Here is a 25,226-nt window from a genome sequence, read left to right as displayed (position 1 = left end):
CACGCCAATTTCGTTGGCGCGCTCATACCCCGTTTTTTGCAAATGCGAAAGGGGGGCCGAGCGCAACGGCTTAATCCATGGGTCTATTCGGCGACGAGACCGCTCCTTCTCAACAATGCAAGCAGGAGAAGCGGCAGGAGAGTGGTAATGAGAATGGCGATGAAAGCCATGGCCATGCCGAGCCCGATCGACCCTTGTTCGAACTGACGCCAGATGAACGTGGCGATCGTCTGCATGCCGACCGGCGCGATGACGACGGACGCTACCAGCTCACGCGAGGCAAGCGCAAAGACGAGCAGCATGGCCGAAGCGAGGCTAGGGAAAACCAGTGGCAGGAGAATGCGGCGGAAGGCGGTAATGCCGGACGCGCCGAAGACGCGGGCGGCGGCTTCGAGATTGTCGCCGATCTGCTGGAAGGCGGCCGTGGAGTAACGCATCGTCTGCGGCAGCAAAATGCAGCAATAGGCAAGCAGCAGAATGAACGGCGTATTGTAGGGCGTCAGCGGCAACCACGGCATGTTCCAGGCGAGGATCAGGCCGACGGCGACGACGATGCCGGGAAGCGCATTCGGAATGATCGTCAGGCTGTCGATCGCTAGTCGCCCGCAGATTTTCGTCTTCACCACCGTATAGGCGGCCGTCACACCGATGAGACCCGTAGTCAGCGCCGTGCCGATACCGAGCGAAAAGCTGTTGGCAAGCGCACCGAGCGCCCCGGCACTGTTCCCGAACACCTGCAGGAAATTGTCGAAGCTCATGTTGTCGAGCGCCAGCCCGCCGGAAATCGTCCGCGACATGGCGGTTGCAAGGATCGACAGGAGCGGTACGCCGGTGGCAAGGAACGAGACGATGATGAAAGCCGTAAGTACCGGCCACTTCATCGCCCCGAGCGGTCGCTTGTCCTTGGCTGTCGGCTTGCCGTTGACCGTCTGGTAGGAGCGCCGCGACAGGATCCAGCGCTGGCCGAGGAAGGTCAGGAGCGAAAGCCCCACCAGCAGCAGCGACATGATCGAGGCGCCTGGCAGATCGATCGGCCAGTCGGAAATGCGAAGATCGATGCCGGTGACGAGAACCTGGAAACCGGCGCGGCGGCCAAGCGCTGCCGGCGTGCCGTATTCCTCGATCGCCGCGGCAAACACCAGCATCAGGCTGGCGGCCAGACCCGGAGCAGACAGGGGAAGCGTGATACGCCAGAAGGCGCGTGCCGGTGTTGCGCCGAACACGCGGCCGACATCCGCATAACGCGCACCGACAGCCTCCACCGTGCGCGACACGGCGAAATAGACGACCGGGAACGTGTTGAACGCCATGACCATGGTCATGCCGGCCAGAGAAAACAGGAAGGGCGAAAGATTGAAACCGACCAGCTGCTGCAGATACCCGCGCGGCTGCAGCGTCATGATCCAGCCGAGCGTCGCGATATAGGGCGGGATCATGAAGGGCACGAGAAGAGCCACGTCGAACAGCGCCGCCCCCGGCACGCGATAGAGCGCGCGAAACACGCCGAGCGGCACAGCCACCACAGCCGAAGCCAGCACGACGCAGAAACCGAGCAGGATCGTATTGCCGGCCATGCCGATCAAGGCACCGTCATTCAGCGTGGCGATAAAGGAGGAAAAAGGCTTCGCAAACGAGCCTTGGCCGAGCTCAGGAAAAACGCCCTGCATGACGACCGCTGCAAAGGGTACGGCAACGACGAGAAGCAGTCCTGCAATCGCCAGCCATGCCGCCGGGGCCGGTCCGCCAACGCTTTTTGCCGCCATCACTCAGTCCTTTATGTCCTGCCGCAGCATTCTTTAAGCCATAGGATGAGATGACCTGAAAAATGATGCGCGACGTTCAAAGTGAAACAACGCCGCCTGCTCCAAAGAGTAGACGGCGTCGCAGCGAAAATTACTTGCCACCAAAAATCTTGGTGATCTCGCCGAGTGTTTCCTTGCGCTTGCCATAGACCGCGGCGTTGTCGAACTTCAGCAGCTTCAGGTCGCTGATCAGCGGACGGTCGGCGGCAACGTCGCTGCGGGCCGGCATCAGCATCTGGGCGGCAACCATCTTCTGGCCGGCGTCAGACAGCATGTAGTCGATGAACTTCTTGGCCTCGTCCTGGTTCTTGGACCAGTTGAGGATCATCGCCGGACGCGGTGCAATGACGGTGCCGGAAGCCGGGAAGACGACCTCAACGCTTTCGCCCTTCTTGGCGGCAGCAAGCGTGATGTAATCGACCGCGCCGAAGACGGCAGCCTTGGCGCCCTGCAGAACCGGGTTCAGCGCTTCGGCATTGGCGCCGGCAATGATCGCGCCGTTAGCCTGCAAGTCCTTGAACAGCTTGAAGTCGTCCTGGCCGGCAAGGGCAGCCGTCAGCTCGAAGGACGAGCCGGACTGTGCCGGGTCGGGAATGTTGACCATGTCCTTGTATTCCGGCTTGGTCAGGTCAGCCCATTCGGACGGCTTCGGCGTGCCGCTCTTGGTGTTCCAGGCAATGCCGAGAGCTGAGATGCCCTGTGCGACGGCATAGTCGGACTTGAGGAAATCCGGAACCTTGGCAGCGTTGGGGCTGGAATACTTGACCAGCCAGCCGCGCTTTTCGAAGTCGGTCGCGGTATCCCAGGACGCCGAGATCAGAACGTCGACGACCGGGTTCGATGCTTCGGCCTCGATACGGGCCATGACCTTGCCGGTGGTTGCCTGGAAGACATTGACCTTGATGCCGGTTTCCTTGGTGAAACCTTCCGACATCTTGTCGATCAGGCTCTGCGGGCCGGCGGTGTAGACGGTGATGTCGGCATGCGCGACGCCGGCCATCAGGACGGCGGCAACGGCACCGAATGTAATGCTCTTCAACGACTTGAACATGTCCCAAAACTCCTGTTGGGGTGAATGCTTACAGATGCGGATGACGTGAATTTTCAAACCAGCGGATCTGGTCGAGATCGATGGAAAGGCCGACGCCATCGCCGGGCTTCAGCTTGTGACGGCTCAGGACCTGCAGCTCGACCTGATCGGCGCCGATCAGCGAAACGGTCGCCAGATGCCCGTCGCCGCGGAACTGCGAGCGCAGCACGCTGGCGGCCACCCGATCCTGCTGGATCTCGCCGGGCGTGATGGCCGAGACAGGGATGAGAATGCTGCGCGTGCCGGCCGAGCCATGATCGGCGCGCATCAACGCAACGTCGCTATTGCCGAAGAACCAGCAGGCATCGCGGTTTTGCAACTCGGCAATGCCACCTAGTCGCAGGAAGTCGGCAACTTCGGGGGTCGCCGGCTGCGCCACCAGTTCGTCCGGGCTCGCGAGCTGTTCGATCAACCCGCCGCGCATCACGGCGACCTGATCGGCAAGCGTCAGCGCTTCCGAGTGATCATGGGTGACATAGATGGCGGTGAGGCCGAGCGAGGCGATCAGTTCCGCCAGTTCGCCAACCATGTTTTCGCGCAATTCGCGGTCGAGATTGGAAAGCGGCTCGTCGAACAGGATAAGCTGCGGCTCGGCAACGATCGCCCGCGCGATTGCCACGCGCTGCTGTTGACCGCCGGAAAGATCGCTCGGCCGGCGGCCGGCATAGGCGGAAAGCCCGACGCGCTCCAAGGCATGCATGGTGCGTTGCTCGCGCTCGGCGCGACCGATGCCGCGCATCTCGAGCGGAAAGGAGACATTGCCGCCGACCGTCATATGCGGCCAGAGCGCGTAATCCTGGAAAACCATGCCTAGATTACGCTTTTCCGGCGGTGCGAACATGCCGCTTGCGGCATCGGCAACCACCTGCCCGGCGATCGAGACGGAACCCTTGCTTGGCGCAAGAAGCCCGGCCACCAACCGCAGGAGCGTGGTCTTGCCGCAACCGGAAGGACCGAGAAGCGCAAGCGTCTTGCCCTGCCCCAAAGCCACATCGATGCCCTTGAGTACCGGCGTTGCACCATAGTGCAGCTCCAGTCCGGCCGTCGATACGGCAACGTTGCGTGCAAGGCTATCAATTTTCATGGGAACCGGCGTCGGCAGAAGATGATGCCGGTTCCATAGTCAGCCTGCATGACAGGCGGGTTACATTTTTATGACACCAGGATGACAGTTGTTCGCGAAGAGCGGGATAAGATCAGGCGTCGCCGCCCGAAAGCTCCGCCACCATCGCCAATCCCTTTTTCTTCAGCATCGCCGTCGGATCAGGCAGCTTGCCGCGGAAGGCCTTGTAGGTGACTTCCGGATCAATCGAGCCGCCAACAGAATAAACGTTGTTCTTGAGCTTGCGCGCCATGACCGGATCGAACGGATTTCCGACCTCTTCGAAGGCCGAAAACGCATCCGCATCCAGCACTTCCGACCACATGTAGGAATAATATCCGGCTGCATATCCCTCACCGGAAAACACGTGCTGGAAATGCGGCGTTGCGTGGCGCATGACGAGCGAGGCCGGCATTTTCAACTCCGACAGAACCTCCGCTTGCACCGCCATCGGATCATCCGACGGAGCCCGCGTGTGGAACGCCATGTCGACCAGCGCCGATGCGGTGAACTCGACCGTCGCAAAACCGGCATTGAAGGTGCGCGCCGCCAGAACCTTGTCGAGCAGCTCCTTCGGCATCGGCTTGCCGGTCTCGTAATGCACCGCATATTTTTCGAGGATTTCCGGCACCGTCAGCCAGTGTTCGTAAAGCTGCGACGGCAGTTCGACGAAATCGCGCGACACGCCCGTGCCGGAGACGGACGGATAGGTGACATCCGACAGCATGCCGTGCAGCGCATGGCCGAACTCGTGGAAGAGCGTGCGGGCGTCATCGAGCGAAAGCAGAGCAGGCTTGCCTTCCGCCGGCTTGGCGAAATTGCAGACATTGTAGATGATCGGCAGCTCGCCCTTAGCACCATTCTTCAATGGCAGTTTGTGCTGCGACTGGAACGAACTCATCCACGCGCCGGACCGCTTGGAGGACCGGGCGAAATAATCGCCGAGGAACAGTGCCTTCAGCGCACCGCTCTCGTCGCGCAGCTCGAACACCCGCACATCCGGATGATAGGCGGCAATGCCTTTCAGCTCGGCCAGCGTCACGCCGAACAGCCGCTTGGCAACATCGAAACAGGCTTCGATGACCTTTTCCAGCTGCAGATAGGGCTTAAGCTCGGATTCGGAGAAGGAGAAGGTCCGCTCGCGCAGCTTCTCGGCATAATAACGCCAGTCCCACGGCATGACCGGGTGGTTCTTGCCCTCTTCCGCCACCAGCTTGCCGAGGCTTGCTTCTTCTTCCAGCGCCTTGGAACGCGCCTTGTCCCAGACCTTGTGCAGCAGGTCGTTCACGTTGTCGGCGGTCTTTGCCATCGTGTTGTCGAGTTTCAGGGCCGCAAAGTTTTCATAACCCAGAAGCTTTGCCTTTTCCGCACGCAGCGCCAGCGTCTCGCGAACGATCGCTACATTGTCCCGCGCACCACCGTTTTCACCGCGCGCCACCCAGGCCTTGAACGCCTGCTCGCGCAGGTCGCGCCGGGCCGAGAATGTCAGGAACGGCTCGATGATCGAGCGCGACAGCGTCACCATATAGCCGTCGGCCTCGCCGCGATCCCTGGCGGCAGCCGCCATCGCATCGCGCAGAAAATCCGGCAGGCCTTCCAGCTCGGCCTCGTCGGTCAGCTTCAACGACCATTCCTTCTCGTCTCCGAGAACATTCTGGCCGAACTGCGCACTGAGACCGGCAAGCTTTTCGCCGATCGAAGAAAGCCGGTCCTGCTCGGGCTTCTCAAGCTTGGCACCCGATTTGACGAAGCCTTTCCAGTGGCGCTCCAGCACCCGCTCCTGCTCGAGCGTCAAGCCAAGCTCCGCCCGCTTTTCCCACAAAGCATCGATGCGACCGAAAAGAGCGGCATTGGTGCCGATCTTCGAATAATGCCGTGACATTTTCGGCGCGATTTCCCGCTCCAGCGCCTGGATCGTCTCGTTCGTATGCGCGCCGGCCTTGCCCCAGAACAGGGAGGAGACGCGGGAAAGCTCGTCACCGGCAATTTCCAGCGCCACGACGGTGTTCTCAAAGCTAGGCGCTTCCGGATTGTTGGCGATAGCGTCGATCTCCGCCTCGTGGCTTGCCAGAGCCACCTCGAAAGCGGGAGCGAAATCCTCGTCTTTCACGAGATCGAACCGCGGCAGGCCTTCATGCCCGCTCCAATCGACAAGGGCACGGTTGACGGAAGCGTTGGCCATAAGGGAAATCCTTCTGCGATTCTGATTTGTTTCTGGTCTACAGGATAGGTTGTCGAGTGTCTGGATCAAGTACGACAAAGCGAAGCTTCACGCAGTCGTTCCACGCGGCGGCGAGCTTTTCCGTTTGCGGCCACGCGGAAAGATAGTAAGTCAACCTTATGAGCCTTCCAGTCAAAATCTCCCATGATGTGCCGCAAGGCGATATCCTGGGTCTGTTGATCGTCGATACCGCGCGTGCATTGCGAACGGCGTTTGAAAATCGCATCAACGCGGCAGGGCTGGGCCTCACCCCCGGCGAGGCAAGGGCGCTGATACACATCGCCGATCATGAAGGCAGCCGGCAGCTCGATATTGCCTCGCAGATGAGCGTCGAGCCAATGACGCTCTGCACCTATCTCGACAAATTGCAGACACTTGGTCTGATCGAGCGCCATAAATGCGCAGCCGATCGGCGCGCCAAGCGGATTGCCCTGACAAATACGTCGGATGACATGATCCGCAGGATCCGCGCCGAGCTCCACGTCATTCTCGACCATGCGACATCCGGCCTGTCTCTGGAGGCAAAAAGCCAACTGGAAGCGTCGCTTTCCGCGGTGAATAGGAATCTCCAGGAGACCTCTCCTCCCGCTCCAACGGGTGCCGATGAGCGACGCTGATACCGCCGCCCGCCCGACAATCATGACGGAGCGGCGCACGACCGTCATCGGTGCGCTTCTGACTGCAATCGGGCCAGTGTCGATGGCGGTCTACACACCCGCCATGCCGGAACTGGTTCGCGCTTTCGGCACGACGGAATCCGCCATCAAGCTGTCGCTCTCGCTTTATTTCGGCGGCTTCGCCTTAGCCCAGCTGCTCGCCGGCCCGGTGTCGGATGCCTATGGCCGGAAGAAAGCCTCGATCGCCTTCCTGATGATCTATGTCCTGGGCTCGCTGATCTGCGCCATGGCAATCGACGTCAACTGGATCCTGGCGGGACGGCTGATCCAGGGCATCGGCGCCTCTGTCGGTGTCACCGTTGCCCGCGCTGCCGTGCGCGACCAATTTGTCGGAGGGCAGGCCGCGCGGATCATGAACATGATCGGCATCATTCTGGCGATCGGCCCGGCGCTCGGCCCCACTATCGGCGGACTTGCCCTTTCAGCCTTCGGCTGGCAGTCGATCTTTCTGCTGCTGATCGCCTTCGGCGCGATCGCATTGCTGACCTGCATCTTCGCGCTGAAGGAAACGGCCATTCCTGATCGCTCGCGCCTGCAGCCCGTCACGCTGGTCAAAACCTATGCCGGCCTGATCACCGACCTGCGTTTCCTCTTCCCCTCGCTCATCCTCGGCGGCTCTATCGGCGCGCTTTATGCCCAGGGCACCATGCTGCCCTTCGTCCTGATCGATGTGGTCGGCCTCAGCCCGACGCAATTCGGCCTCGGCATGCTGGCGCAGACCGGCTCCTACCTGACGGGTTCGATCACTCTGCGCATGATCTCCGGCCGCATATCAGGCCCCGCAGCGGTTGCGATCGGCATCGGCTTCTGCGGAACAGGCGGCTTCCTGATGCTGTTGTCCGTACACCTGCTCGATCCGAACTTCCTGTCGATCATGGTCCCGGTCGGCATCTGCACCTTCGGCATCGCCTTTCTGACGCCGCATGTCGTCACCTCCGGCCTCGCCGCATTTCCGAAGGTCGCAGGCTCCGCCTCTGCGCTGATGGGCTTCATCCAGATGGGCGGCGGCTTCGTGGGCGGGCTGGTCGCTGCCACTTTCGCAAACCCGCTGACCTCCTTCGGCACGATCATCCCCATCATGGAATTCACCGCGGTCGCGGCCTACCTCGCCAACCGTTTCATCAGCCGCCGCCAATAAAAAACCCCGCTGCGATGACAGCGGGGCCTGATCTGACAAATCGGTAAGCCCGATTATTTCAGCTGGTTGCGCTTGGCGAGCGTGCGCAGGCGCAGCGAATTCAGCTTGATGAAGCCGGCTGCATCCTTCTGGTCGTAAGCGCCGTGATCGTCTTCGAAAGTGACGAGCTGGTCGGAATAGAGCGACTTGGCGCTTTCGCGGCCGATCACCATGACATTGCCCTTGTAGAGCTTCAGCGTCACTTCACCTTCGACATGTTCCTGGCTCCTGTCGATCAGGGCCTGCAGCATTTCGCGCTCCGGCGAGAACCAGAAGCCGTAATAAATCAGCTCGGCATATTTCGGCATCAGCTCATCCTTGAGGTGAGCAGCGCCGCGATCGAGCGTGATCGATTCGATTGCGCGGTGAGCGGCCAGCAGGATAGTGCCGCCGGGGGTCTCGTAGACGCCGCGCGACTTCATGCCGACGAAGCGGTTTTCAACGAGGTCGAGACGGCCGATGCCGTTGTCGCGGCCATAGTTGTTGAGCTGGGCAAGCAGGGTTGCCGGCGACATGGCGACACCGTTGATCGAGACCGCATCACCCTTGTTGAAGCCGATCTTGATCGTGGTTGCCTGGTCAGGAGCAGCTTCCGGCGAAATCGTGCGCATATGCACATATTCGGGAGCCTCGACGGCCGGATCTTCAAGAACCTTGCCCTCGGAGGACGAGTGCAGCAGGTTGGCGTCGACGGAGAACGGCGCTTCACCCTTCTTGTCCTTGGCAACCGGGATTTGGTGCTGTTCGGCAAAGTTCAGAAGATCGGTGCGGCTCTTGAAAGACCAGTCGCGCCACGGCGCGATGATCTTGATGTCGGGGTTCAGCGCATAGGCCGACATTTCGAAACGAACCTGGTCGTTGCCCTTGCCGGTCGCGCCATGAGCGATCGCGTCGGCGCCGGTCTTCTTGGCGATCTCGATCAGGTGCTTGGAGATCAGCGGACGGGCGATCGACGTGCCAAGCAGATAGACGCCTTCATAAACGGCATTGGCGCGGAACATCGGGAAGACGAAGTCACGGACGAATTCTTCGCGGACATCCTCGATGAAGATTTCCTTGATGCCCAGCATCTCGGCCTTCTTGCGCGCCGGCTCGAGCTCTTCGCCCTGGCCAAGGTCGGCTGTAAAGGTAACGACTTCAGCGTTGAGTTCGGTCTGCAGCCATTTCAGGATGATCGAGGTATCGAGACCGCCGGAATAGGCGAGAACGACCTTCTTTACGTCTTTCGGGAGTGCCATGATGAATATGTCCGTCTGCGGGTGGCGGCGGAGACAAATCCGCCGAAATTGGATCGCCGAAGTTTTTAGCGAGTTTCTGGAGCCGCGCAAGGAAAACCCGGAGAAACAACGTCAGAGATGACGCCGCACATTCATCCGCTGGTGAAGAACACGGATGATGAGCAACACGCTACCTCGCTGCCGATAGATGATCCGATGTGAACCCGTGGCGTAACTCATATAGCCTTTGCGAATATCGTCGATCGGCCTTCCGCGTCTCGCGCCGGCTACCAGACCATCCATGACCGAATCAGCTCGCGATAATAAATATCCGCCTAGGCGACGGACCATGTATCACGCGAGTATAGCCAGATATCTGTGAGATCCCGGCTTGCGCGTGGAGAAAGCCCGTATCCGGTCCGCTCAGCCGACATGTTTGCGATGCAACTCGGCGATGAATTCGTCGGGATCGAACGGCTGCGGCTCGCCCGAAGCCTCGCCTTCATCAATCGCCATCCGAAGCGCCTCGATCTCGTCCTCTTCGCTTTCCTTCAGAAGCCTCAGCGCCTCTTCGATCACTTCGCTTTCGGAAGCATAACGTCCGCCATCCACCTGCTTTTTGACATAGGCGGCCGTTTCTTCATCCACCCTGATCGATATGATCTCGCCCATCGGCCTGACTCCACTTCAATATCCCGTCATGTTGACGGGGTAGCGATAGATACCATATCCCCCCGGACCTTTGAACAGCAGCGTCATAGAGGAGACCGACCCATGACCGTTACTCATCCCGCTCTGAAAAAGGACAATGTCGCCGTCATCACCGGAGCCGCTTCCGGCATCGGGCTTGCTGCGGCGAAGGAATTTGCCCGAATGGGTCTCTCCGTCGTGCTTGTCGATTTGGAGGGCGAAAAGCTCGTTGAGGCGACCCGCGAAGTCACAGCACTTGCCGAGGGCGGCGAACATGACGTCGCGGCAATCGGCACCGATGTGTCGAAGCCGGACGAGATCGCAGCGCTCGAACGGGCCGTCATCCAACGTTTCGGCCGCGTCCATGTGCTGATGAACAATGCCGGCATACAGCCCGGCAGCAGCATTTTCGGCCCGCAGGCGAACTGGGAAAATGTGCTCGCCGTCAACCTGATGGGCGTCGTCAACGGCAGCCGCATCTTCGGCCCCGCGATGATCGCCCATGGCGAACCGGCGCTGATCATCAATACCGGCTCCAAGCAGGGCATCACGACGCCACCCGGCGATCCAGCCTATAACGTCTCCAAATCAGGCGTAAAAACCTTCACCGAAGCGCTGCAGCACGAGCTGCGCAACACCGAAGGCTGCCAGGTCTCGGCCCACCTCCTGATCCCCGGCTTCGTCTTCACTCCGCTCGCAGCTAATGGCCGGACGGAAAAACCGGAAGGGGCATGGACCTCGGAGCAGACGGTTGATTTCATGCTCGAAAGCCTCGGGCGCGGCGATTTCTACATTCTCTGCCCCGACAACGATGTCGATCGGGCCACAGACGAGCGACGCATGGCCTGGGCGATCGGCGACGTAATCGAAAACCGCCCACCGCTTTCCCGCTGGCACCCGGATTTTGCCGACGCATCAAAACAATTCATCAACAACCGCTGATTGATCGAATTGGCATAGGCTCGAAAGCCGGATAAACCGGACGAACAATTTCCGGCTTTCGAGAACGATCATGGAATTCCTGCCGAGCCTGCCGACACTCATCGCCTTCACCGCCGCCGGTCTTCTCCTGTCGATCACGCCAGGGCCGGATATGACATTGTCGATCAGCCGCGCGATCAGCGAAGGCCGCAAGACGGCGCTGCTCGTCGTGCTCGGAACGAACTTCGGCATCGTCTGCCACACGCTTCTGGTCGCCTTTGGGATTTCCGCGCTGATCACCGCCTCGCCGACCGCCTTCTTCATCCTGAAGACCGGCGGTGCTGCCTATCTTCTCTGGCTCGCCATCCAGGCAATCCGCTTCGGCTCCAGCCTGTCGGTCGAAAAGGTCGAGCGGCCGCAAAGCAGCCCGTTTGCCAGCATGTCGCTTGGCTTCTGGGTCAATATCCTCAACCCCAAGGTCATCATCTTCTTCATGACCTTCCTGCCGCAATTCGTCTCGGCGCAGGATCCGCATGTCACCGGAAAGCTGATCTTCTTCGGGCTTTATTTCATCGCCATCGGCATGCCGATCAACGTCATCGTCGTGCTGGCTGCAGACAGGCTTTCCGCCTGGCTGCAGGCCAATCCAAAAATCCTGCGCGGCATCGACTACACCTTTGCCGGCGTCTTCTCGATCTTCGCGGCAAAGATCTTCTTCACACAGGCACGCTGACAAATGACGCGCTGACCGGCATTAGCCGATCAGCAATGCGTCGTCGTCCAGCGTTTCGCCGCGCATCTTGCGGAACATGGCGATCAGGTCCTCGACCTGCAGGTCCTTGCGGCTTTCGCCACTGACATCGAGAATAATCTCGCCGCCATGCAGCATGATCGTGCGGTGCCCGAAATCCAGCGCCTGACGCATGGAATGCGTGACCATAAGCGTGGTGAGCTTGCGCTCCGAGACGACGCGCTGGGTAAGATTCATGATGAACTCCGCCATGCCCGGATCGAGCGCCGCCGTATGCTCGTCGAGCAGAAGCACATCCGAACCAGCCATCGTCGCCATGACCAGCGACACCGCCTGGCGCTGACCGCCGGAGAGAAGATCCATGCGGTCCTTCATCCGATTTTCAAGCCCCAAATTAAGTTCGGCAACCCGCTCGCGAAAGAGCTCGCGGCGGCGCGGGCCGAGCGCCGAGTGCAGGCCGCGGATCTCGCCACGGCGTGCCGCAAGAGCAAGATTTTCTTCGATCGACAGGGAGCCGCAGCTGCCCGCCAGCGGATCCTGGAACACGCGGGCGACCAGACCGGCACGCGCGGATGTCGACTTGCGCGTCACATCGGTCTTGCCGATCATCACCTTGCCTTCGTTGGCCAGCACGTCGCCGGCCAGAACCCCGAGCAGGGTCGATTTGCCGGCACCGTTAGAGCCGATCACGGTCACGAATGAGCCTTCCTCGATCGTCAGGTTGACGCCCTTCAGCGCCTCCTTCTGCAGCGGCGTGCCCTTACCGAAGGTGACATGGATATTGCTGAGATCGATCATGACGAAGCTCCCCGGCGCAGGCGCGGCAGAACGAGCGCCACGGCCACCAGAACGGCGGTGACGAGATTGAGGTCGGAGGCCTTGAGGCCAAGTGCATCCGTCGAAAGCGCCAGCTGGATGGCGATGCGATAGAGGATCGAGCCGACAACGCAGCCGATCAACGCCAAGAGGATGCCACGTGCGCCGAACAGCGTCTCGCCGATGATGACGGCGGCCAGACCGACGACGATGGTACCGACACCGGAGGTGACATCGGCAAAACCGTTGGTCTGCGCAAACAATGCACCACCCAGCGCCACAAGCGCATTGGAAAGCGCAAGACCGAGATAGACCTGCCAGCTCGTATCGATGCCCTGCGCCCGCGACATGCGCGGATTGGCGCCGGTCGCGCGCATGGCAAGCCCGGCATCGCTTTCGAGAAAGCGCCAGACGGCGATGACCGCGATCACCACCAGCACGCCGACGAACAGCGGCCGCACATATACTTCACGCAGGCCCAGGCCGAAGAACGGGCTCAGCATCGTATCGGCATTGATCAGCGCCACATTCGGCTTTCCCATCACCCGGAGGTTTACGGAAAAGAGTGCGATCATCGTCAGGATCGAGGCGAGCAGGTTGAGGATACGGAAGCGCACGTTGAGAAACGCCGTCACCGTCCCGGCAGCGGCACCGGCCAGCATGGCAGCCAAGGCCGCAATCCACGGATTGATACCAACAGTGATCAGCACGGCCGCAACTGCTGCACCGAGCGGAAACGACCCGTCGACCGTGAGATCGGGAAAATCGAGCACGCGGAAGGCGAGAAATACACCGATGGCGACAAAGGCGAAAACCAGCCCGAGTTCCACTGCGCCCCAGAAGGCGATCTGACTAAGCACCTTGTCGTGCTCCCCTTTTTATCCGTCGCGTTTCGCGCCGGTTGGTCGTCGGTCACACCGGATGACGATGATATCATCCGGTGCGTTGATGAGAGACGGCTTATTCGACCGTGCGCGTGGCGCGCGAAACAATGGCCTCAGGCAGCGTCACGCCCATGCGGGTTGCAGCACCCTTGTTGATGACGAGATCGGTACCGGCAGCAACGGTCACCGGAATATCGCCGGGAGCCTCACCCTTGAGGATACGGGCAACGATCACGCCGGTCTGCTTGCCGACATCGTAATAGTTGAAGCCGAGAGCGGCAACGGCACCACGATCGACCGAACCGGTATCGGCGGCATAAAGCGGGATCTTGGCTTCTTCGGCAACGCCGACGGCGGCTTCGAACGCCGAAACGATCGTGTTGTCGGTCGGGATGTAGAAGACATCGGCGCGGCCGACGAGACCGCGGGCAGCGCCCTGCACTTCAGCGGACTTTGTCGCAACCGATTCCACCACCGTCATGCCGTTCTTGGCAGCTTCTTCCTTCAGCGCCGCGAGGATCGAAACCGAGTTGGTTTCAGCCGTGTTGTAAAGGAAACCGATCGACTTCGCGTTCGGCGAGATTTCCTTGATCAGCTTGATATGCTCGGCAACCGGCGACATGTCCGAAAGACCGGTTACATTGCGACCGGGCTTGGCGACATCCTTGACCAGCTGCGCACCGACCGGATCGGAAACGGCAGTAAAGACAACCGGAATATCGCGAGTTGCGGAAACGACGGCCTGGGCCGAAGGCGTGGAGATCGGCACGATGACGCTCGGCTCTTCGCCGACGAACTGGCGAGCGATCTGCGCGGCCGTGCCGGGATTGCCCTGCGCGGACTCATACAGGAATTTCAGGTTCTCACCGTCCTTGTAGCCTGCCTCGGCCAGTGCTGCCTTCACGCCGTCACGAGCGGCATCGAGTGCAGGATGTTCGACGATCGCCGTCACGGCGACAGTGACGTCGGCAGCTTTTGCAGGCATGGCGAGAGCCGTCGCTGCAGCAAGGGCAAGAATGAAAGCGCGCATAGGTTTCCTCCGGGCGATTTTTAGCTTTTTGGCTTCTTAGGGAGCCGGGCAGCCGAAATCAACAAACACCTGACCGCAGCGACTGATCCGCGACACACCGACACCTGCTTTCGGCAGCCATGCAACAATTGCATCACACCAAGTCGGCAAATTCGCTTGCGTGAAAAATACTTTTAATCCAAATAATTTGAATGCACAGAAAATCAAATGATCCAAAAGCCGTATTCGGCGGCACCGTTGTCGTGTTTGCCAGAAGGTGGCGCATGTTCATCGATGAAAAGCTGGCGGAAAGCGGCCTGACGGACGCCAGCTGGACACCGCTGATCTACCTGCACCGGCTGGGTGACGGCCTGCTTCAGAAGGAACTCGCCGCCGCTTCCGGCCTCGACGAATCCAGCCTCGTGCGGCTGATCGATATCCTGTCGAAACGCGGCCTTCTCGAACGCCGGATCGATCCGGACGACCGCCGCGCACGCAGGCTCCATCTCACCGAAGAAGGCAGGAAGACGGCCTGTGCCATCCGCGCACAGCTCGTGGCGCTGGAAAAAGACCTGCTCGACGATTTCAGCGACGAGGACATTGCAGCCATGCTGCACATCTGCGAACGCGTCGAGGAGAAAATGGAGAAGGCTAAAGCCGGAATGAAGACTGAATCATGAGAGCGCTTTCCGCCATGTTCGATATCGACCCGGCCCGGTTACGCTTCACCGCGCGCACAGCGATCGCAGCCTGCTTGGCGCTGGTGATCGGCACTCTCATCGGCCTTGATCATCCGCAATGGGCAGCGATGACTGTCTGGATTACTGCCCTGCCGACACAGGGCCAGCGGCTGGAGCGGAGCCTGGCCCGTGTCGTAGGCACCATCGCCGGTGCGCTGGCAGGTGTCGGCCTTATGGTTTTGGCCGGCAATGATCCGCTTGGCATCATCATCGGGCTTTTGCTCTGGCTTGGATTGTGTTCAGGGATCGGGAACCTGATTACAGGCCCCGCGTCCTATGTCAGTCTTCTCGCCGGCTATTCCGCGGCGATGGTAGCACTCCTCGGCTACGGCCACGAAAGCTCGCTTTTACTGCTCGCGATCGATCGGATAGCAACAATCTGCCTCGGCGGCGCGGTGGGTACGATCGTCGCCCTGGCCTTTTCTCCCAAGCCTCAGCCAGTCGACATTTCCAAGCGTGTGAAAACAGTCATGTGCGAATGCCTCGACCATATAGTCGCGGGAGCAAGCGACAAGGCCGAACGCACACGCCTGATTCTGGAAATTACTGCACTGGATGAAAACCTCGACATAGCATCTGCCGGTTCGATTGGCGTTCGCCGAAAAGCCCGGGACATCCGCAGTCTCCTATCCGCTCTCACTGAACTGCTTCTGGATACACAATCGCCAAGCCATCCAAGCCCTGAAGGGGCACGGATGACACCTCTGGAGCAGAATGACATACCCGAACGATTGCAACTGATGGCAGACGAGCTGGAGGCGGATAAACCGTATCAGGCAAACCTGTTGAAAGCATTGGCGCCGCTCTGGCAGCGCGCGAACCGAACAGCGGCAACGATCGGTCCGGTAGCGGATCGCCACCGGCTTCCGCTTCCGCATCACGACTGGATAGGTGCCCGTTATGCGGCATTCAGATCAATGAGCGCAGTTGCGGCAACCGGGCTGGTTTGGATCCTCACGGGCTGGGCACTCGGACCCTACATGGTCATGGGCGCAGCAATTATGACCTCGGTCTTCTCGACCTTCCCGAATCCCGGTCTGCAAATGCGCTGGGTCGTCGGAGGCTCGATCAGTGGTGCCCTAGCTGCAGTGCTGGCTCATCTCTTCATTTTACCTATGGCAGGCAGCGTCACTATCGCCGCCCTGCTTACAATGCCTCTGATCCTTCTCGGCATGTTCGTCATGGCTCATCGCCGCGTCGGACTGGCTGGCATGGAATACAATCTCATTTACCTGCTGATGATGAATCCGACCGTGCCGGCGGATCCTGAGCTTGGTCATGTACTGTTGCAGGCCTCCGCTGTCCTGCTCGGCCCGGTCAGCGCCTATCTCGCCTTCGTCGCCCTGCCCGTCGACACCCGCCGCCGGCTGGATTTCGTCATCAGGCTGATGGTGCATGAGCTGACCGCCATAGCCGGGGGCGCATTCGACAAGCCCGGGCGCCACCTGCATTGGCGCATGCGCATCTATCATCGCCTTGTCACGCTCGTTCGCTGGAGCGAACGCAGCGGAAACGGAGGAGACTTTGCCGTGAATGGCGGCATGGGAACTCTGCTCATCGGAAACAGTCTACACGCAATCCGCAGCATGATGGAGGAGCCTGACGTTGATGCCGGCTCGAAACGCGCGCTTCGCGCAACGTTGTTAAGCGTTGCCCACCTGTCACGAAAACCCGATCGTGTCGTGAGAGCTTTCAAGAGGGCAGCAGCAAAACTGCAGGCGACATATCCGCAAGATGCCAGCCGATTGAGCGAGACGGCCGCTCTCGTCGCGGCCAATCAGGATTTCTTTCGCCGGGCTGGCTGAGCCCAAAAGGCTCAGTCGTCGTCCTCACCGTGGCCGGCGATCATCATCGCCTCGAAGGCCAGACGCTCGGTCTTGCGCATGCGTTCAGATTCCGACTTCAGCTGGCCGCAGGCAGCGAGAATATCGCGACCGCGCGGCGTGCGGATCGGGGAAGCATAACCTGCCGCATTGATGAAATCTGCGAACTTTTCGATCGTCGCCCAGTCGGAGCACTGGTAGTTGGTGCCCGGCCACGGGTTGAACGGGATGAGGTTGATCTTCGCCGGAATGCCTTTCAACAGCTGAACCATCAGCTTGGCGTCTTCCAGACTGTCATTGACGTCCTTCAGCATCACATATTCGAAGGTGATGCGGCGGGCATTCGACAGGCTCGGATAGGCGCGGCAGGCGTCGAGCAGTTCCTTCAGCGGATATTTCTTGTTGATCGGAACCAGCATATCGCGCAGCTCGTCGCGCACCGCATGCAGCGAAATCGCCAGCATGACGCCGATCTCTTCGCCCGTCCGGTAGATTTCCGGCACGACACCCGAAGTCGACAATGTCACGCGACGCTTCGACAGCGACAGACCGTCACCATCGGTAGCGATCAGCAGCGCGGTCTTGACGCTCTCGAAATTGTAGAGCGGCTCGCCCATGCCCATCATCACGATATTGGTGACCTTGCGGTCGCCTGTCGGAACGAAAGCGCCCGGCGGCGTGTCGGCGCCCGGAAAATCGCCCAGACGATCGCGCGCCAACAGAAGCTGCGACAGGATTTCTTCCGCCGTCAGGTTGCGCACCAGCTTCTGCGTGCCGGTGTGACAGAAGGAACAGGTGAGCGTGCAGCCGACCTGACTGGAAATGCACAACGTGCCGCGGCCTTCTTCCGGAATATAGACGGTCTCGATCTCGACCGGACGACCGGCACCGCGCGACGGGAAGCGCAACAGCCACTTGCGGGTGCCGTCATTCGAGATCTGCTCCTCGACGATTTCCGGGCGGGCAATAGTGAAATGCTCCTTCAGCATCTCACGCATGTCCTTGGCGACATTGGTCATCGCATCGAAATCGGAGACGCCGCGGATATAGAGCCAGTGCCACAGCTGGTTGACGCGCATGCGCAGCTGCTTTTCCGGCACGCCCTTCTCATGCAGGGCTTTCGCCATCTGCGGCCGCGTCAGGCCGATCAGCGAGGGCTTGGATGTGAAAAGATCCGGATTGGCAACCAGCGGCTTCTTGGCGATGGCACCGGGGGCAATGGCCTCTGTGACTGACATATTCTATCCCGTTCGAGCACATGCACATCGCCACCGCTTAGGTAGGCGGAAGGGCTGGGGCATGTCTGTGCGTGAAACCTGTATCGGTCGTGGCAACATCAGGCCCGACCATGTTGGCGCGGGCTTTAGCATCAAAATAGGCCGGCGTCACCCTGTCTTCAACAAACACTAAAGGCCGGTCGAACGACCGGCCTCCGCTTAAATCGACGGCGTGCCGCTTACTTGCAGGTTTCGATTTGCTTCAGTGCAGCCGAAATGCCCTGCAGAGAATAGGCGTAATTGGTTTTCGTGCCACGGCCGGAAACGGCGCTGACGCTCATATTGTGGCCGGTCTTCATCGCGTTGACGAGTGCCGGCTCTTCCGCCGCATTCTCGACCCAGGCAGCCTTTTCCTTGGTGAACATGGTAAAATTCTTGCCGTCGATGGTGACCGTCACCTTCGAATTGGCCTGCAGCGGATAACCGACCATTGCCTGCGGCTCATAGGAAACGCTCTGGCCCGGACGTTGCGACACGATGAAGAAAATGTCACCGTGATCGACGCTGGCAGGTTCCTTGGTGGTCGGAACGGAAAGGACATAGCAGACCGTGCTGTTGCCGGACTTGTACGAATAGGCACCCCATGCCTTGAATTGCTGGATGCGGGTCGGCGTCTGAGCCGAGGCGATGCCTGCGCTTACGAAGGTAAGAGCAAGGGCGAGTGCGACTGTGCGTGCGGACATGGTTTCCTGCCGAGTTTTGTTATACGTGACGCTTCAACGGTAAGGGTGGGTGAAGCGGGCCATGATCTGGTTCATTTTGACTTAATTCTGGTTACCAATCCGTCAACATTGGAATTGGTTGCGCGCTCGCTGTAATGTGCTGTCAATGACACAAGGAATAGGGCAACAGTTTGTCCTCTTCCAAACTCACGCAATGACATTAGTATGGTTGCATAGATGCGAATCTAGGCTTTGAAAGAATTGCGTAGTTTGGATGCAGGGTGACGATCGGGACTACTTTGCGCGCTTGACCAGGGCTGTCGCCATGGAGCGTGATCAGGCAGCCTTTGGCGTGCTCTTCGATCACTTTGCGCCCCGATTGAAAACCTGGCTGATGAGCCAGCGAATTCCCGTCGATGAAGCGGAAGAGCTTGTCCAGGAAGTGATGACCGTACTCTGGCATCGTGCGTCCCTCTACGACCCGCAAAAATCCTCGCTTTCTACCTGGCTGTACCGCATCGCGCGCAATCGCCGCCTGGATGCGCAGCGGCGCGCCAAGGGCAAGGATGCGCTCGGTGATGCGCAGTGGCAGATGATGGATATGCAGGCGACCGACTTGCTTGTCGAAGTCAAAGAACGCGACGCACGGGTGCGTGAGGCCCTGAGTAGGATACCGGGCGAACAGATGGAACTGGTCAAGGCCGCCTTTTTCCTCGGCCAAACTCACACAGAAATTGCCGAGGCTACCGGTCTTCCGCTCGGCACGGTGAAATCCCGCATCCGGCTTGCGTTCCGGCATTTGCGCCGCGCGCTCGAAGACGCGGTGCCGCCGTAAGACTGCATCTGGCCCCAGATCATGCCCGAGCTTTTGCGATATCGGGATCGTCGGCGAGAACCTGATCCGCCGCGTCATAATGGCGATCGGCGATATGGCCCTGTATCAATCTCAGCGCCGCCGCCAGTACCGCGACGTCATCGGTAAAGCCGACCATGACGAACATATCCGGCACCAGATCGAAGGGCAGCACGAAATAGGCGAGTGCCGCCAGAAGCACACCGCGCACTCTGGTCGGTGTCTTCGGATCGACAGCGCAGTAATAGGCAGCCACCAAATCCCGGCTGAACGGCACGAACTTCACCGCCCGCTTCAGCGTCGGCCAGAATTTTGCACGCACCTGCTTTTCGCGACGATCCTGGGTGTCATCGTCGCCGGGCAGGAGAATTTCACCGATCTTTACGTCGTCCATGAGCGCTCCGTTGGAGACCTTCATCGATTTCACGTTTTCTATATGGAGAGCGACAATGGTCTTTCAAAGGCGCCAGTATCTCAAAGGCGGCGGCCTTTCAAAGGCGCCGCCCCCAGGCCTGGTCCATCATTGCGGCGAGGCGGAAATCACGGTCGGTCAACTGCTTCCTCGCATGCGTCGTCAATTTGACATCCACGCGGGAATAACTGTTGCTCCAGTCGGGATGATGATCGAGCTTTTCCGCAGCCAACGCGCATTCTGTCATGAAACCGAATGCCTCGGCAAAAGATCGGAATTTGAAGCATTTGCGAATAGCAAGACCATCCGCCGAAAGCTCCCAGCCTTCGAGCTTGGCCAACTCCCGGCTGACCTCGTCCGGTTCCAGCAATTCGTAACTCATGGGCGCAACGCCCTTTCAGAAACAGCTCTCTTAGAAATAGCTCTTCGCCGTTTCCGCGTCACTATATTCGTAGGCGTAACTGTCATCCCTCAAGGAAAAGATCTCTTCGGTCACATATGGACCTCCGCCGACGGATTCCTTTGAAGACAGGAGCACGAAACGCGAGACCTTGAACGGCGCGGTATGAAAATTGCCCCGGCCCGAGAGGTAGTGCACCACGTCGTCGAGACGGCAGTGCTTCAATCTTGCAAGTGTCACATGCGGCATGAACTTGCGCGGATCGGGCGGCAGTGCGATCCGCTGGCAGATCCGCTCGATTTCGGCCTGCAGCGCCAGCATATCTGGAGAAATTGAGACACCGGCCCAGATAGAATGCGGCTTCTTCGATCCGAAAGAGCCGATACCTGTCAGTTGCGCCTGGAATTCGGGCCGGTCGATCCGGTCCAGCCGATCAACGATCTCGTCGGCGGTACGGTTGTCGACATCGCCGATGAAGCGCAGGGTGATATGATAATTCTCGACGTCGATCCATCGCGCGCCCGGTATTCCACCCCGAAGGAGGGACAGGCTCAAGGCAACATGGCGCGGGACTTCGAGGGCGGTGAAAAGTCTCGGCATACGCAGAACCTCCTCGAATCTCTAGCAGATATCAATAGCGGAACACGCAATCTCGTTCCGTGCAAGTTGTTATTTTGTGGCCGAACCGATCTCCCCCAAAAATGATTCCACCATGGGGAGAGTACGCTCGACCATCACGGCCACGCCCTTTGCGTTCGGATGCATTCCGTCTTCGAGCTGCATGCCCGGCACGGTCGTGACCCCGTCGAGAAAGAATGGATAGAGCGGCACGGCATGTTTTTCGGCGAGCCGTTTGTAGATCGGGTTGAACTTTTCCGCATAGTCGCCCCCCATGTTCGGTGGCGCCAGAATGCCGGCCAGGAGAACCTTGATGCCGCGTTCCTTCAGCCGCGTCAGCATAGCATCGAGGTTCTTTTCCGATTGTTCCGGCGCAATGCCGCGCAGCGCATCATTAGCGCCGAGTTCGAGAATGACGCCGCTCGTCCCGTCCGGAACCGACCAGTCGATGCGCGAAAGTCCGCCGGATGTCGTATCACCCGAAACGCCCGCATTGGTGATCGTCACATTCAGCCCCTTGGCTTTCAGCGCCGCTTCCAGCTGGGCCGTATAGGACTCCGAGGGCGCGAGCTGATATCCGGCCATCAGGCTGTCGCCGAAACCAACCAGATTGATCGCCTTCTCCTGCGCTCTCGCCGAACCTGAGCCGGCAAAGAGAGCAACCATGACGATGAAGTGAAGAAGGCTTGCTTTAAAACTCAACTCACGTCTCCTAGATTTCTACAACTGCGCTGCAGCAAAAGCCCGGCACTACTCCATGGATATAGGGTTATTCGCTTTGACTGAAACCGTTATCGACCTCAAAAATGCCGACCTCACTCTCGGAAGCGCTGCAGCCTCCGTCCATGTACTGAAAGGCATCGACCTGACGATCGCAGCCGGCGAAGCCGTCGGCATCATCGGCCCGTCCGGTTCCGGCAAGTCGACCCTGCTGATGGTTCTGGCCGGTCTCGAACGGTTGGACAGCGGCGAGATCTTCATCAAGGGCGAGCCCCTTCACAGCTTTTCCGAGGACGTTCTGGCGGAATTCCGCGGCCGCAACATCGGCATCGTCTTCCAGTCCTTCCATCTGATCGCCAACATGACGGCGCTGGAAAACGTCGCCGTGCCGCTGGAGCTCGCCGGCGTTTCCGACGCCTTCGACATTGCCAGGCGCGAATTGACGGCGGTTGGCCTGGGCGAAAGGCTCAGCCACTATCCCGGCCAGCTTTCCGGTGGCGAACAGCAGCGCGTGGCGATCGCCCGTGCACTCGCCCCCTCGCCCGCGCTGCTGATCGCCGACGAGCCGACCGGTAATCTCGATACCGAAACAGGAAGGCAGATCGCCGATCTTTTGTTTTCAAAGCAGGCCGAGCGCGGCATGACGCTGCTTCTCGTCACCCACGACAACAGTCTTGCGGCTCGCTGCTCGCGCCAGATCCGCGTAAGATCCGGCGAAATCGTCGAGGATAGCGCCGACCGCACCGCCGGTCAGGCGGTGTCGGCATGAGTGCGGCGATCGCCCGTATCTCCATCGCCTTCCGTCTGGCGCTGCGCGAAATGCGCGGCGGTCTCGGCGGCTTCTACATTTTCCTCGCCTGTATCGCACTTGGAACCGGAGCGATCGCGACCGTCAATTCCGTCTCGACGGCGATCACCGGTGCAATTGCCAATCAGGGCCAGGCACTGCTCGCCGGCGACATGCGCTTCGAACTCAACAACCGCGAAGCCAGCGAAAAGGAACGTGCCTTCCTTGATGGCCTCGGTGAAGTTAGCGTCTCGACCGGCTTGCGCTCGATGGCGCGGATGCCGGACGGCTCCGGCCAGGCGCTGGTCGAGGTCAAGGGTGTCGACGGCGCTTACCCGCTCTACGGGCAGATGCAGACCGATCCTCAGCAGCCGATTGACCAGCTTCTGGCACAACAGGGAAATACCTTCGGTGCCGTCGCCGCGCCGCTGCTTCTGGAGCGGCTGGGCCTTTCGGTCGGCGACGAACTCCTTCTGGGAAATACCCGCCTTGTGCTTAAAGGCACGATCGTCAATGAGCCCGACGCCCTTTCCGATGGTTTCGGTTTTGCACCAAGGCTGATGATCAGCGGAGATGCCCTCGCCGCATCCGGCCTGATCACCATCGGCAGCCTTGTTGAGCATTCTTACAAGATTCGTCTCGAGGACCCCTCGACCCGATCCGCAATCGTCACCCGCGCAAACCGTGATTTCCCCGATGCCGGCTGGTCGGTGCGCACCAGCGATCGCGCCGCGCCTTCGCTTGCCGAAAATATCGACCGTTTCTCGCAATTCCTCACGCTTGTCGGCCTCACGGCTCTCATCGTAGGCGGCGTCGGCATCGCCAATGCGGTGCGCGCTTTCCTCGATGCCAAACGGACGACCATCGCCACATTCAAATGCCTCGGCGCTCCGGCCTCGGTCGTGACGATGATCTATCTTTTCCAGATCATGCTTCTGGCCGCGATCGGAATTGTCGTCGGCCTCGTGATCGGCGCGATCTCGCCCTTCATCGCCTTCCGTTATCTCGAAGGCGTGCTGCCCGTTCCCGAACAAGCAACCATCTATGGCGGCGCTCTGGCGATAGCGTCCGCCTTCGGCCTGCTCGTCACCTTCGCCTTCACCATCCTGCCACTCGGCCACGCGCGGGAAGTGCCGGCAACGGCGCTGTTCCGTGAACAGGGTTTCGAGGCAAGGCGCCTGCCGTCATGGCCCTATCTGCTCGCAGCCGGAGCGGCACTCGCGGCACTCGCGGCGCTGGCTATCTTCTGGGCCGACGACCGGCGCATCGCCTCCGTCTTCCTTGTCGCGGTTGCCGGAGCCTTCCTTCTGCTGCGAGTGGTCGCCGCCGGCATTGCGGCGCTTGCCCGACGGAGCCCGCGAGTCAACTCGCCCGCCCTCCGCCTGGCGATCGGAAACATTCACCGCCCCGGCGCACTGACGCCATCCGTCGTATTGTCGCTCGGCCTCGGTCTCGCGCTGCTCGTGACACTGGCGCTGATCGACGGCAACATGCGCAATCAGCTGACCGGGCGCATCACCCAAGGGGCGCCGAACTTCTTCTTCGTCGACGTCCAGAGCGCCGAAGTCGACGGCTTCCGGCAGCTGTTGAAGACGCAGGCTCCCGAAGGAAAGGTCTTCGAGGTTCCGATGCTGCGCGGGCGCATTCTCGCCTTCAATGGCAAGGACGTCAGCCAGATGAACGTCCCGCCGGAAGGCCGCTGGGTTCTGCGCGGCGACCGCGGCATTACCTACGCGAAGAACAAGCCGGAAAGCTCGACGCTGACCGCTGGCGAATGGTGGCCGGAAGATTATGACGGCGAACCCCTCGTCTCCTTCTCTGCGGAAGAGGCGGGCGAACTTGGCCTGAAGCTCGGCGACACCGTCACCGTCAATGTTCTCGGCCGCAACATTACCGCAAAAATCGCCAGTTTTCGCAATGTCGAGTGGGAATCGCTCTCGATCAATTTCGTCATGGTCTTTTCGCCCAACACTTTCCGCGGCGCGCCCCACGCCTGGCTGGCAACCTTGACTGAGCCATCAGCTTCTGCAGCGAAGGAAGCCGAAATCCTGAGAACAGTAACCACGGCCTATCCGACGATCACAAGCGTCAGGGTCAAGGATGCGATCGACCTGGTCGATCAGCTGGTGGGTCAGCTTGCAACCGCCATCCGGGCGGCAGCGGCAGTCGCGCTCGTCGCGTCGGTTCTGGTCCTGGCCGGCGCGCTCGCCGCCGGCAACCGAGCCCGCACCCATGATGCGGTCGTGCTGAAGACGCTCGGCGGTACCCGCCGCATGCTGATGCGTGCCTTCGGTTACGAATACCTGATCCTCGGCACGGCGACCGCGGTCTTCGCACTGCTTGCCGGCGGATTGTCGGCCTGGTTCGTGGTTGCTCGCATCATGCGCATGCCATCCTCCTTCCTGCCGGACGTCGCAGTACTCACGCTTGTGATCTCGCTGGTTCTGACGGTCGGTATCGGCCTTATTGGCACCTGGCGCATTCTCGGCCAGAAGGCGGCTCCGGTGTTGCGGGAACTCTAGGGTCATTCCAGCATAAGCCAGAACCGGCTTTGCGTCCGGGGTTACACCAAAACAA

Annotated in this window: 25 protein-coding genes; 9 read left to right on the top strand and 16 right to left on the bottom strand. The window is 60.2% G+C overall.

Annotation, left to right across the window (positions count from 1 at the left end; genetic code table 11):
• Window positions 1–83 precede the first annotated feature (83 nt).
• From ACI3K0_RS18120 to ACI3K0_RS18105, 4 genes are all read right to left on the bottom strand, one after another.
• Window positions 84–1,763 carry an ABC transporter permease gene (locus tag ACI3K0_RS18120; protein WP_404945856.1) on the bottom strand — a complete coding sequence of 560 codons (1,680 nt, stop codon included), beginning with the start codon at window positions 1,761–1,763 and terminating at the stop codon, window positions 84–86.
• A gap of 130 nt (window positions 1,764–1,893) precedes the next feature.
• The gene (locus tag ACI3K0_RS18115) at window positions 1,894–2,853 is read right to left on the bottom strand and encodes an ABC transporter substrate-binding protein (RefSeq protein WP_206828664.1); all 960 of its coding nucleotides are present in this window, start codon (window positions 2,851–2,853) and stop codon (window positions 1,894–1,896) included.
• A gap of 28 nt (window positions 2,854–2,881) precedes the next feature.
• Window positions 2,882–3,976 (bottom strand): ABC transporter ATP-binding protein, encoded by a 1,095-nt coding sequence (locus tag ACI3K0_RS18110; RefSeq protein ID WP_404945855.1) that lies wholly within the window; start codon window positions 3,974–3,976, stop codon window positions 2,882–2,884.
• A gap of 112 nt (window positions 3,977–4,088) precedes the next feature.
• Window positions 4,089–6,176, bottom strand: coding sequence for a M3 family metallopeptidase (locus tag ACI3K0_RS18105; protein WP_183828453.1), 2,088 nt, complete (start codon window positions 6,174–6,176; stop codon window positions 4,089–4,091).
• Between the two features lie 158 nt (window positions 6,177–6,334).
• On the opposite strand from ACI3K0_RS18105, the gene ACI3K0_RS18100 reads away from it, so the two are divergent.
• Together ACI3K0_RS18100 and ACI3K0_RS18095 are read left to right on the top strand one after the other, a co-directional pair.
• The gene (locus tag ACI3K0_RS18100; protein WP_148147826.1) at window positions 6,335–6,832 is read left to right on the top strand and encodes a MarR family winged helix-turn-helix transcriptional regulator; all 498 of its coding nucleotides are present in this window, start codon (window positions 6,335–6,337) and stop codon (window positions 6,830–6,832) included.
• A 22-nt stretch (window positions 6,833–6,854) separates the two neighbouring features.
• A complete protein-coding gene (locus tag ACI3K0_RS18095; RefSeq protein WP_183828616.1) occupies window positions 6,855–8,030 on the top strand; it encodes a multidrug effflux MFS transporter in 1,176 nt (391 codons plus the stop codon).
• A gap of 53 nt (window positions 8,031–8,083) precedes the next feature.
• Here the strand turns inward: ACI3K0_RS18095 and ACI3K0_RS18090 are convergent, their stop codons facing one another.
• The 3 genes from ACI3K0_RS18090 to ACI3K0_RS18080 form a co-directional block, all read right to left on the bottom strand.
• Window positions 8,084–9,307, bottom strand: a complete 1,224-nt coding sequence (locus tag ACI3K0_RS18090) for an argininosuccinate synthase (protein ID WP_183828456.1) — start codon at window positions 9,305–9,307, stop codon at window positions 8,084–8,086.
• Between the two features lie 111 nt (window positions 9,308–9,418).
• Window positions 9,419–9,637, bottom strand: coding sequence for a type II toxin-antitoxin system RelE/ParE family toxin (locus ACI3K0_RS18085; RefSeq protein WP_394353686.1), 219 nt, complete (start codon window positions 9,635–9,637; stop codon window positions 9,419–9,421).
• A 72-nt stretch (window positions 9,638–9,709) separates the two neighbouring features.
• A complete protein-coding gene (locus ACI3K0_RS18080; RefSeq protein ID WP_183828461.1) occupies window positions 9,710–9,958 on the bottom strand; it encodes a type II toxin-antitoxin system ParD family antitoxin in 249 nt (82 codons plus the stop codon).
• Between the two features lie 102 nt (window positions 9,959–10,060).
• On the opposite strand from ACI3K0_RS18080, the gene ACI3K0_RS18075 reads away from it, so the two are divergent.
• On the top strand, window positions 10,061–10,918 hold the full coding sequence (locus tag ACI3K0_RS18075) for an SDR family NAD(P)-dependent oxidoreductase (protein WP_183828464.1): 858 nt from the start codon (window positions 10,061–10,063) through the stop codon (window positions 10,916–10,918).
• A 70-nt stretch (window positions 10,919–10,988) separates the two neighbouring features.
• Window positions 10,989–11,630: a LysE family translocator gene (locus tag ACI3K0_RS18070; protein WP_183828467.1), complete on the top strand. Its 642-nt coding sequence runs from the start codon at window positions 10,989–10,991 to the stop codon at window positions 11,628–11,630.
• A 21-nt stretch (window positions 11,631–11,651) separates the two neighbouring features.
• Here the strand turns inward: ACI3K0_RS18070 and ACI3K0_RS18065 are convergent, their stop codons facing one another.
• The 3 genes from ACI3K0_RS18065 to ACI3K0_RS18055 form a co-directional block, all read right to left on the bottom strand.
• Window positions 11,652–12,446: an ABC transporter ATP-binding protein gene (locus ACI3K0_RS18065; RefSeq protein ID WP_183828470.1), complete on the bottom strand. Its 795-nt coding sequence runs from the start codon at window positions 12,444–12,446 to the stop codon at window positions 11,652–11,654.
• Window positions 12,443–13,324 carry an ABC transporter permease gene (locus tag ACI3K0_RS18060; RefSeq protein ID WP_206828672.1) on the bottom strand — a complete coding sequence of 294 codons (882 nt, stop codon included), beginning with the start codon at window positions 13,322–13,324 and terminating at the stop codon, window positions 12,443–12,445. The genes ACI3K0_RS18065 and ACI3K0_RS18060 overlap by 4 nt, the downstream gene beginning before the upstream one ends.
• A 100-nt stretch (window positions 13,325–13,424) precedes the next feature.
• Window positions 13,425–14,378, bottom strand: coding sequence for an ABC transporter substrate-binding protein (locus ACI3K0_RS18055; RefSeq protein WP_404945854.1), 954 nt, complete (start codon window positions 14,376–14,378; stop codon window positions 13,425–13,427).
• Window positions 14,379–14,641: 263 nt separating this feature from the next.
• Between ACI3K0_RS18055 and ACI3K0_RS18050 the strand changes: the two genes are divergently transcribed.
• Together ACI3K0_RS18050 and ACI3K0_RS18045 are read left to right on the top strand one after the other, a co-directional pair.
• Window positions 14,642–15,037 (top strand): MarR family winged helix-turn-helix transcriptional regulator, encoded by a 396-nt coding sequence (locus ACI3K0_RS18050; protein WP_246436409.1) that lies wholly within the window; start codon window positions 14,642–14,644, stop codon window positions 15,035–15,037.
• Window positions 15,034–16,902: an FUSC family protein gene (locus ACI3K0_RS18045; protein WP_183828483.1), complete on the top strand. Its 1,869-nt coding sequence runs from the start codon at window positions 15,034–15,036 to the stop codon at window positions 16,900–16,902. Before ACI3K0_RS18050 ends, ACI3K0_RS18045 begins: the two co-directional genes overlap by 4 nt.
• A gap of 11 nt (window positions 16,903–16,913) precedes the next feature.
• Here ACI3K0_RS18045 and rlmN read toward each other — a convergent pair whose 3' ends face one another.
• Window positions 16,914–18,158: a 23S rRNA (adenine(2503)-C(2))-methyltransferase RlmN gene (rlmN, locus tag ACI3K0_RS18040; protein WP_148147817.1), complete on the bottom strand. Its 1,245-nt coding sequence runs from the start codon at window positions 18,156–18,158 to the stop codon at window positions 16,914–16,916.
• Between the two features lie 218 nt (window positions 18,159–18,376).
• Window positions 18,377–18,880 (bottom strand): invasion associated locus B family protein, encoded by a 504-nt coding sequence (locus tag ACI3K0_RS18035; RefSeq protein ID WP_183828488.1) that lies wholly within the window; start codon window positions 18,878–18,880, stop codon window positions 18,377–18,379.
• A gap of 253 nt (window positions 18,881–19,133) precedes the next feature.
• Between ACI3K0_RS18035 and ACI3K0_RS18030 the strand changes: the two genes are divergently transcribed.
• Window positions 19,134–19,694: a sigma-70 family RNA polymerase sigma factor gene (locus ACI3K0_RS18030; RefSeq protein WP_148147815.1), complete on the top strand. Its 561-nt coding sequence runs from the start codon at window positions 19,134–19,136 to the stop codon at window positions 19,692–19,694.
• Between the two features lie 19 nt (window positions 19,695–19,713).
• Here the strand turns inward: ACI3K0_RS18030 and ACI3K0_RS18025 are convergent, their stop codons facing one another.
• From ACI3K0_RS18025 to ACI3K0_RS18010, 4 genes are all read right to left on the bottom strand, one after another.
• Window positions 19,714–20,106, bottom strand: a complete 393-nt coding sequence (locus tag ACI3K0_RS18025) for a YkvA family protein (protein ID WP_148147814.1) — start codon at window positions 20,104–20,106, stop codon at window positions 19,714–19,716.
• A 97-nt stretch (window positions 20,107–20,203) separates the two neighbouring features.
• Window positions 20,204–20,506 (bottom strand): 4a-hydroxytetrahydrobiopterin dehydratase, encoded by a 303-nt coding sequence (locus tag ACI3K0_RS18020; RefSeq protein ID WP_183828490.1) that lies wholly within the window; start codon window positions 20,504–20,506, stop codon window positions 20,204–20,206.
• A 30-nt stretch (window positions 20,507–20,536) separates the two neighbouring features.
• Window positions 20,537–21,124 (bottom strand): RNA 2',3'-cyclic phosphodiesterase, encoded by a 588-nt coding sequence (gene thpR, locus ACI3K0_RS18015; RefSeq protein WP_183828492.1) that lies wholly within the window; start codon window positions 21,122–21,124, stop codon window positions 20,537–20,539.
• A 69-nt stretch (window positions 21,125–21,193) separates the two neighbouring features.
• Window positions 21,194–21,844 carry an arylesterase gene (locus ACI3K0_RS18010; RefSeq protein ID WP_394353685.1) on the bottom strand — a complete coding sequence of 217 codons (651 nt, stop codon included), beginning with the start codon at window positions 21,842–21,844 and terminating at the stop codon, window positions 21,194–21,196.
• A gap of 55 nt (window positions 21,845–21,899) precedes the next feature.
• Between ACI3K0_RS18010 and ACI3K0_RS18005 the strand changes: the two genes are divergently transcribed.
• Both ACI3K0_RS18005 and ACI3K0_RS18000 read left to right on the top strand, forming a co-directional pair.
• Window positions 21,900–22,631: an ABC transporter ATP-binding protein gene (locus ACI3K0_RS18005; RefSeq protein WP_394353684.1), complete on the top strand. Its 732-nt coding sequence runs from the start codon at window positions 21,900–21,902 to the stop codon at window positions 22,629–22,631.
• Window positions 22,628–25,171, top strand: a complete 2,544-nt coding sequence (locus ACI3K0_RS18000; RefSeq protein ID WP_183828498.1) for an ABC transporter permease — start codon at window positions 22,628–22,630, stop codon at window positions 25,169–25,171. The genes ACI3K0_RS18005 and ACI3K0_RS18000 overlap by 4 nt, the downstream gene beginning before the upstream one ends.
• Window positions 25,172–25,226 lie beyond the last annotated feature (55 nt).

This window comes from Rhizobium sp. ZW T2_16, from assembly GCF_044987325.1.
Classification (GTDB): Bacteria; Pseudomonadota; Alphaproteobacteria; order Rhizobiales; family Rhizobiaceae; genus Neorhizobium; species Neorhizobium cellulosilyticum.
Note: the sequence above shows the minus strand (reverse complement) of the source record. Positions and strands in the feature narration are given on the sequence as shown.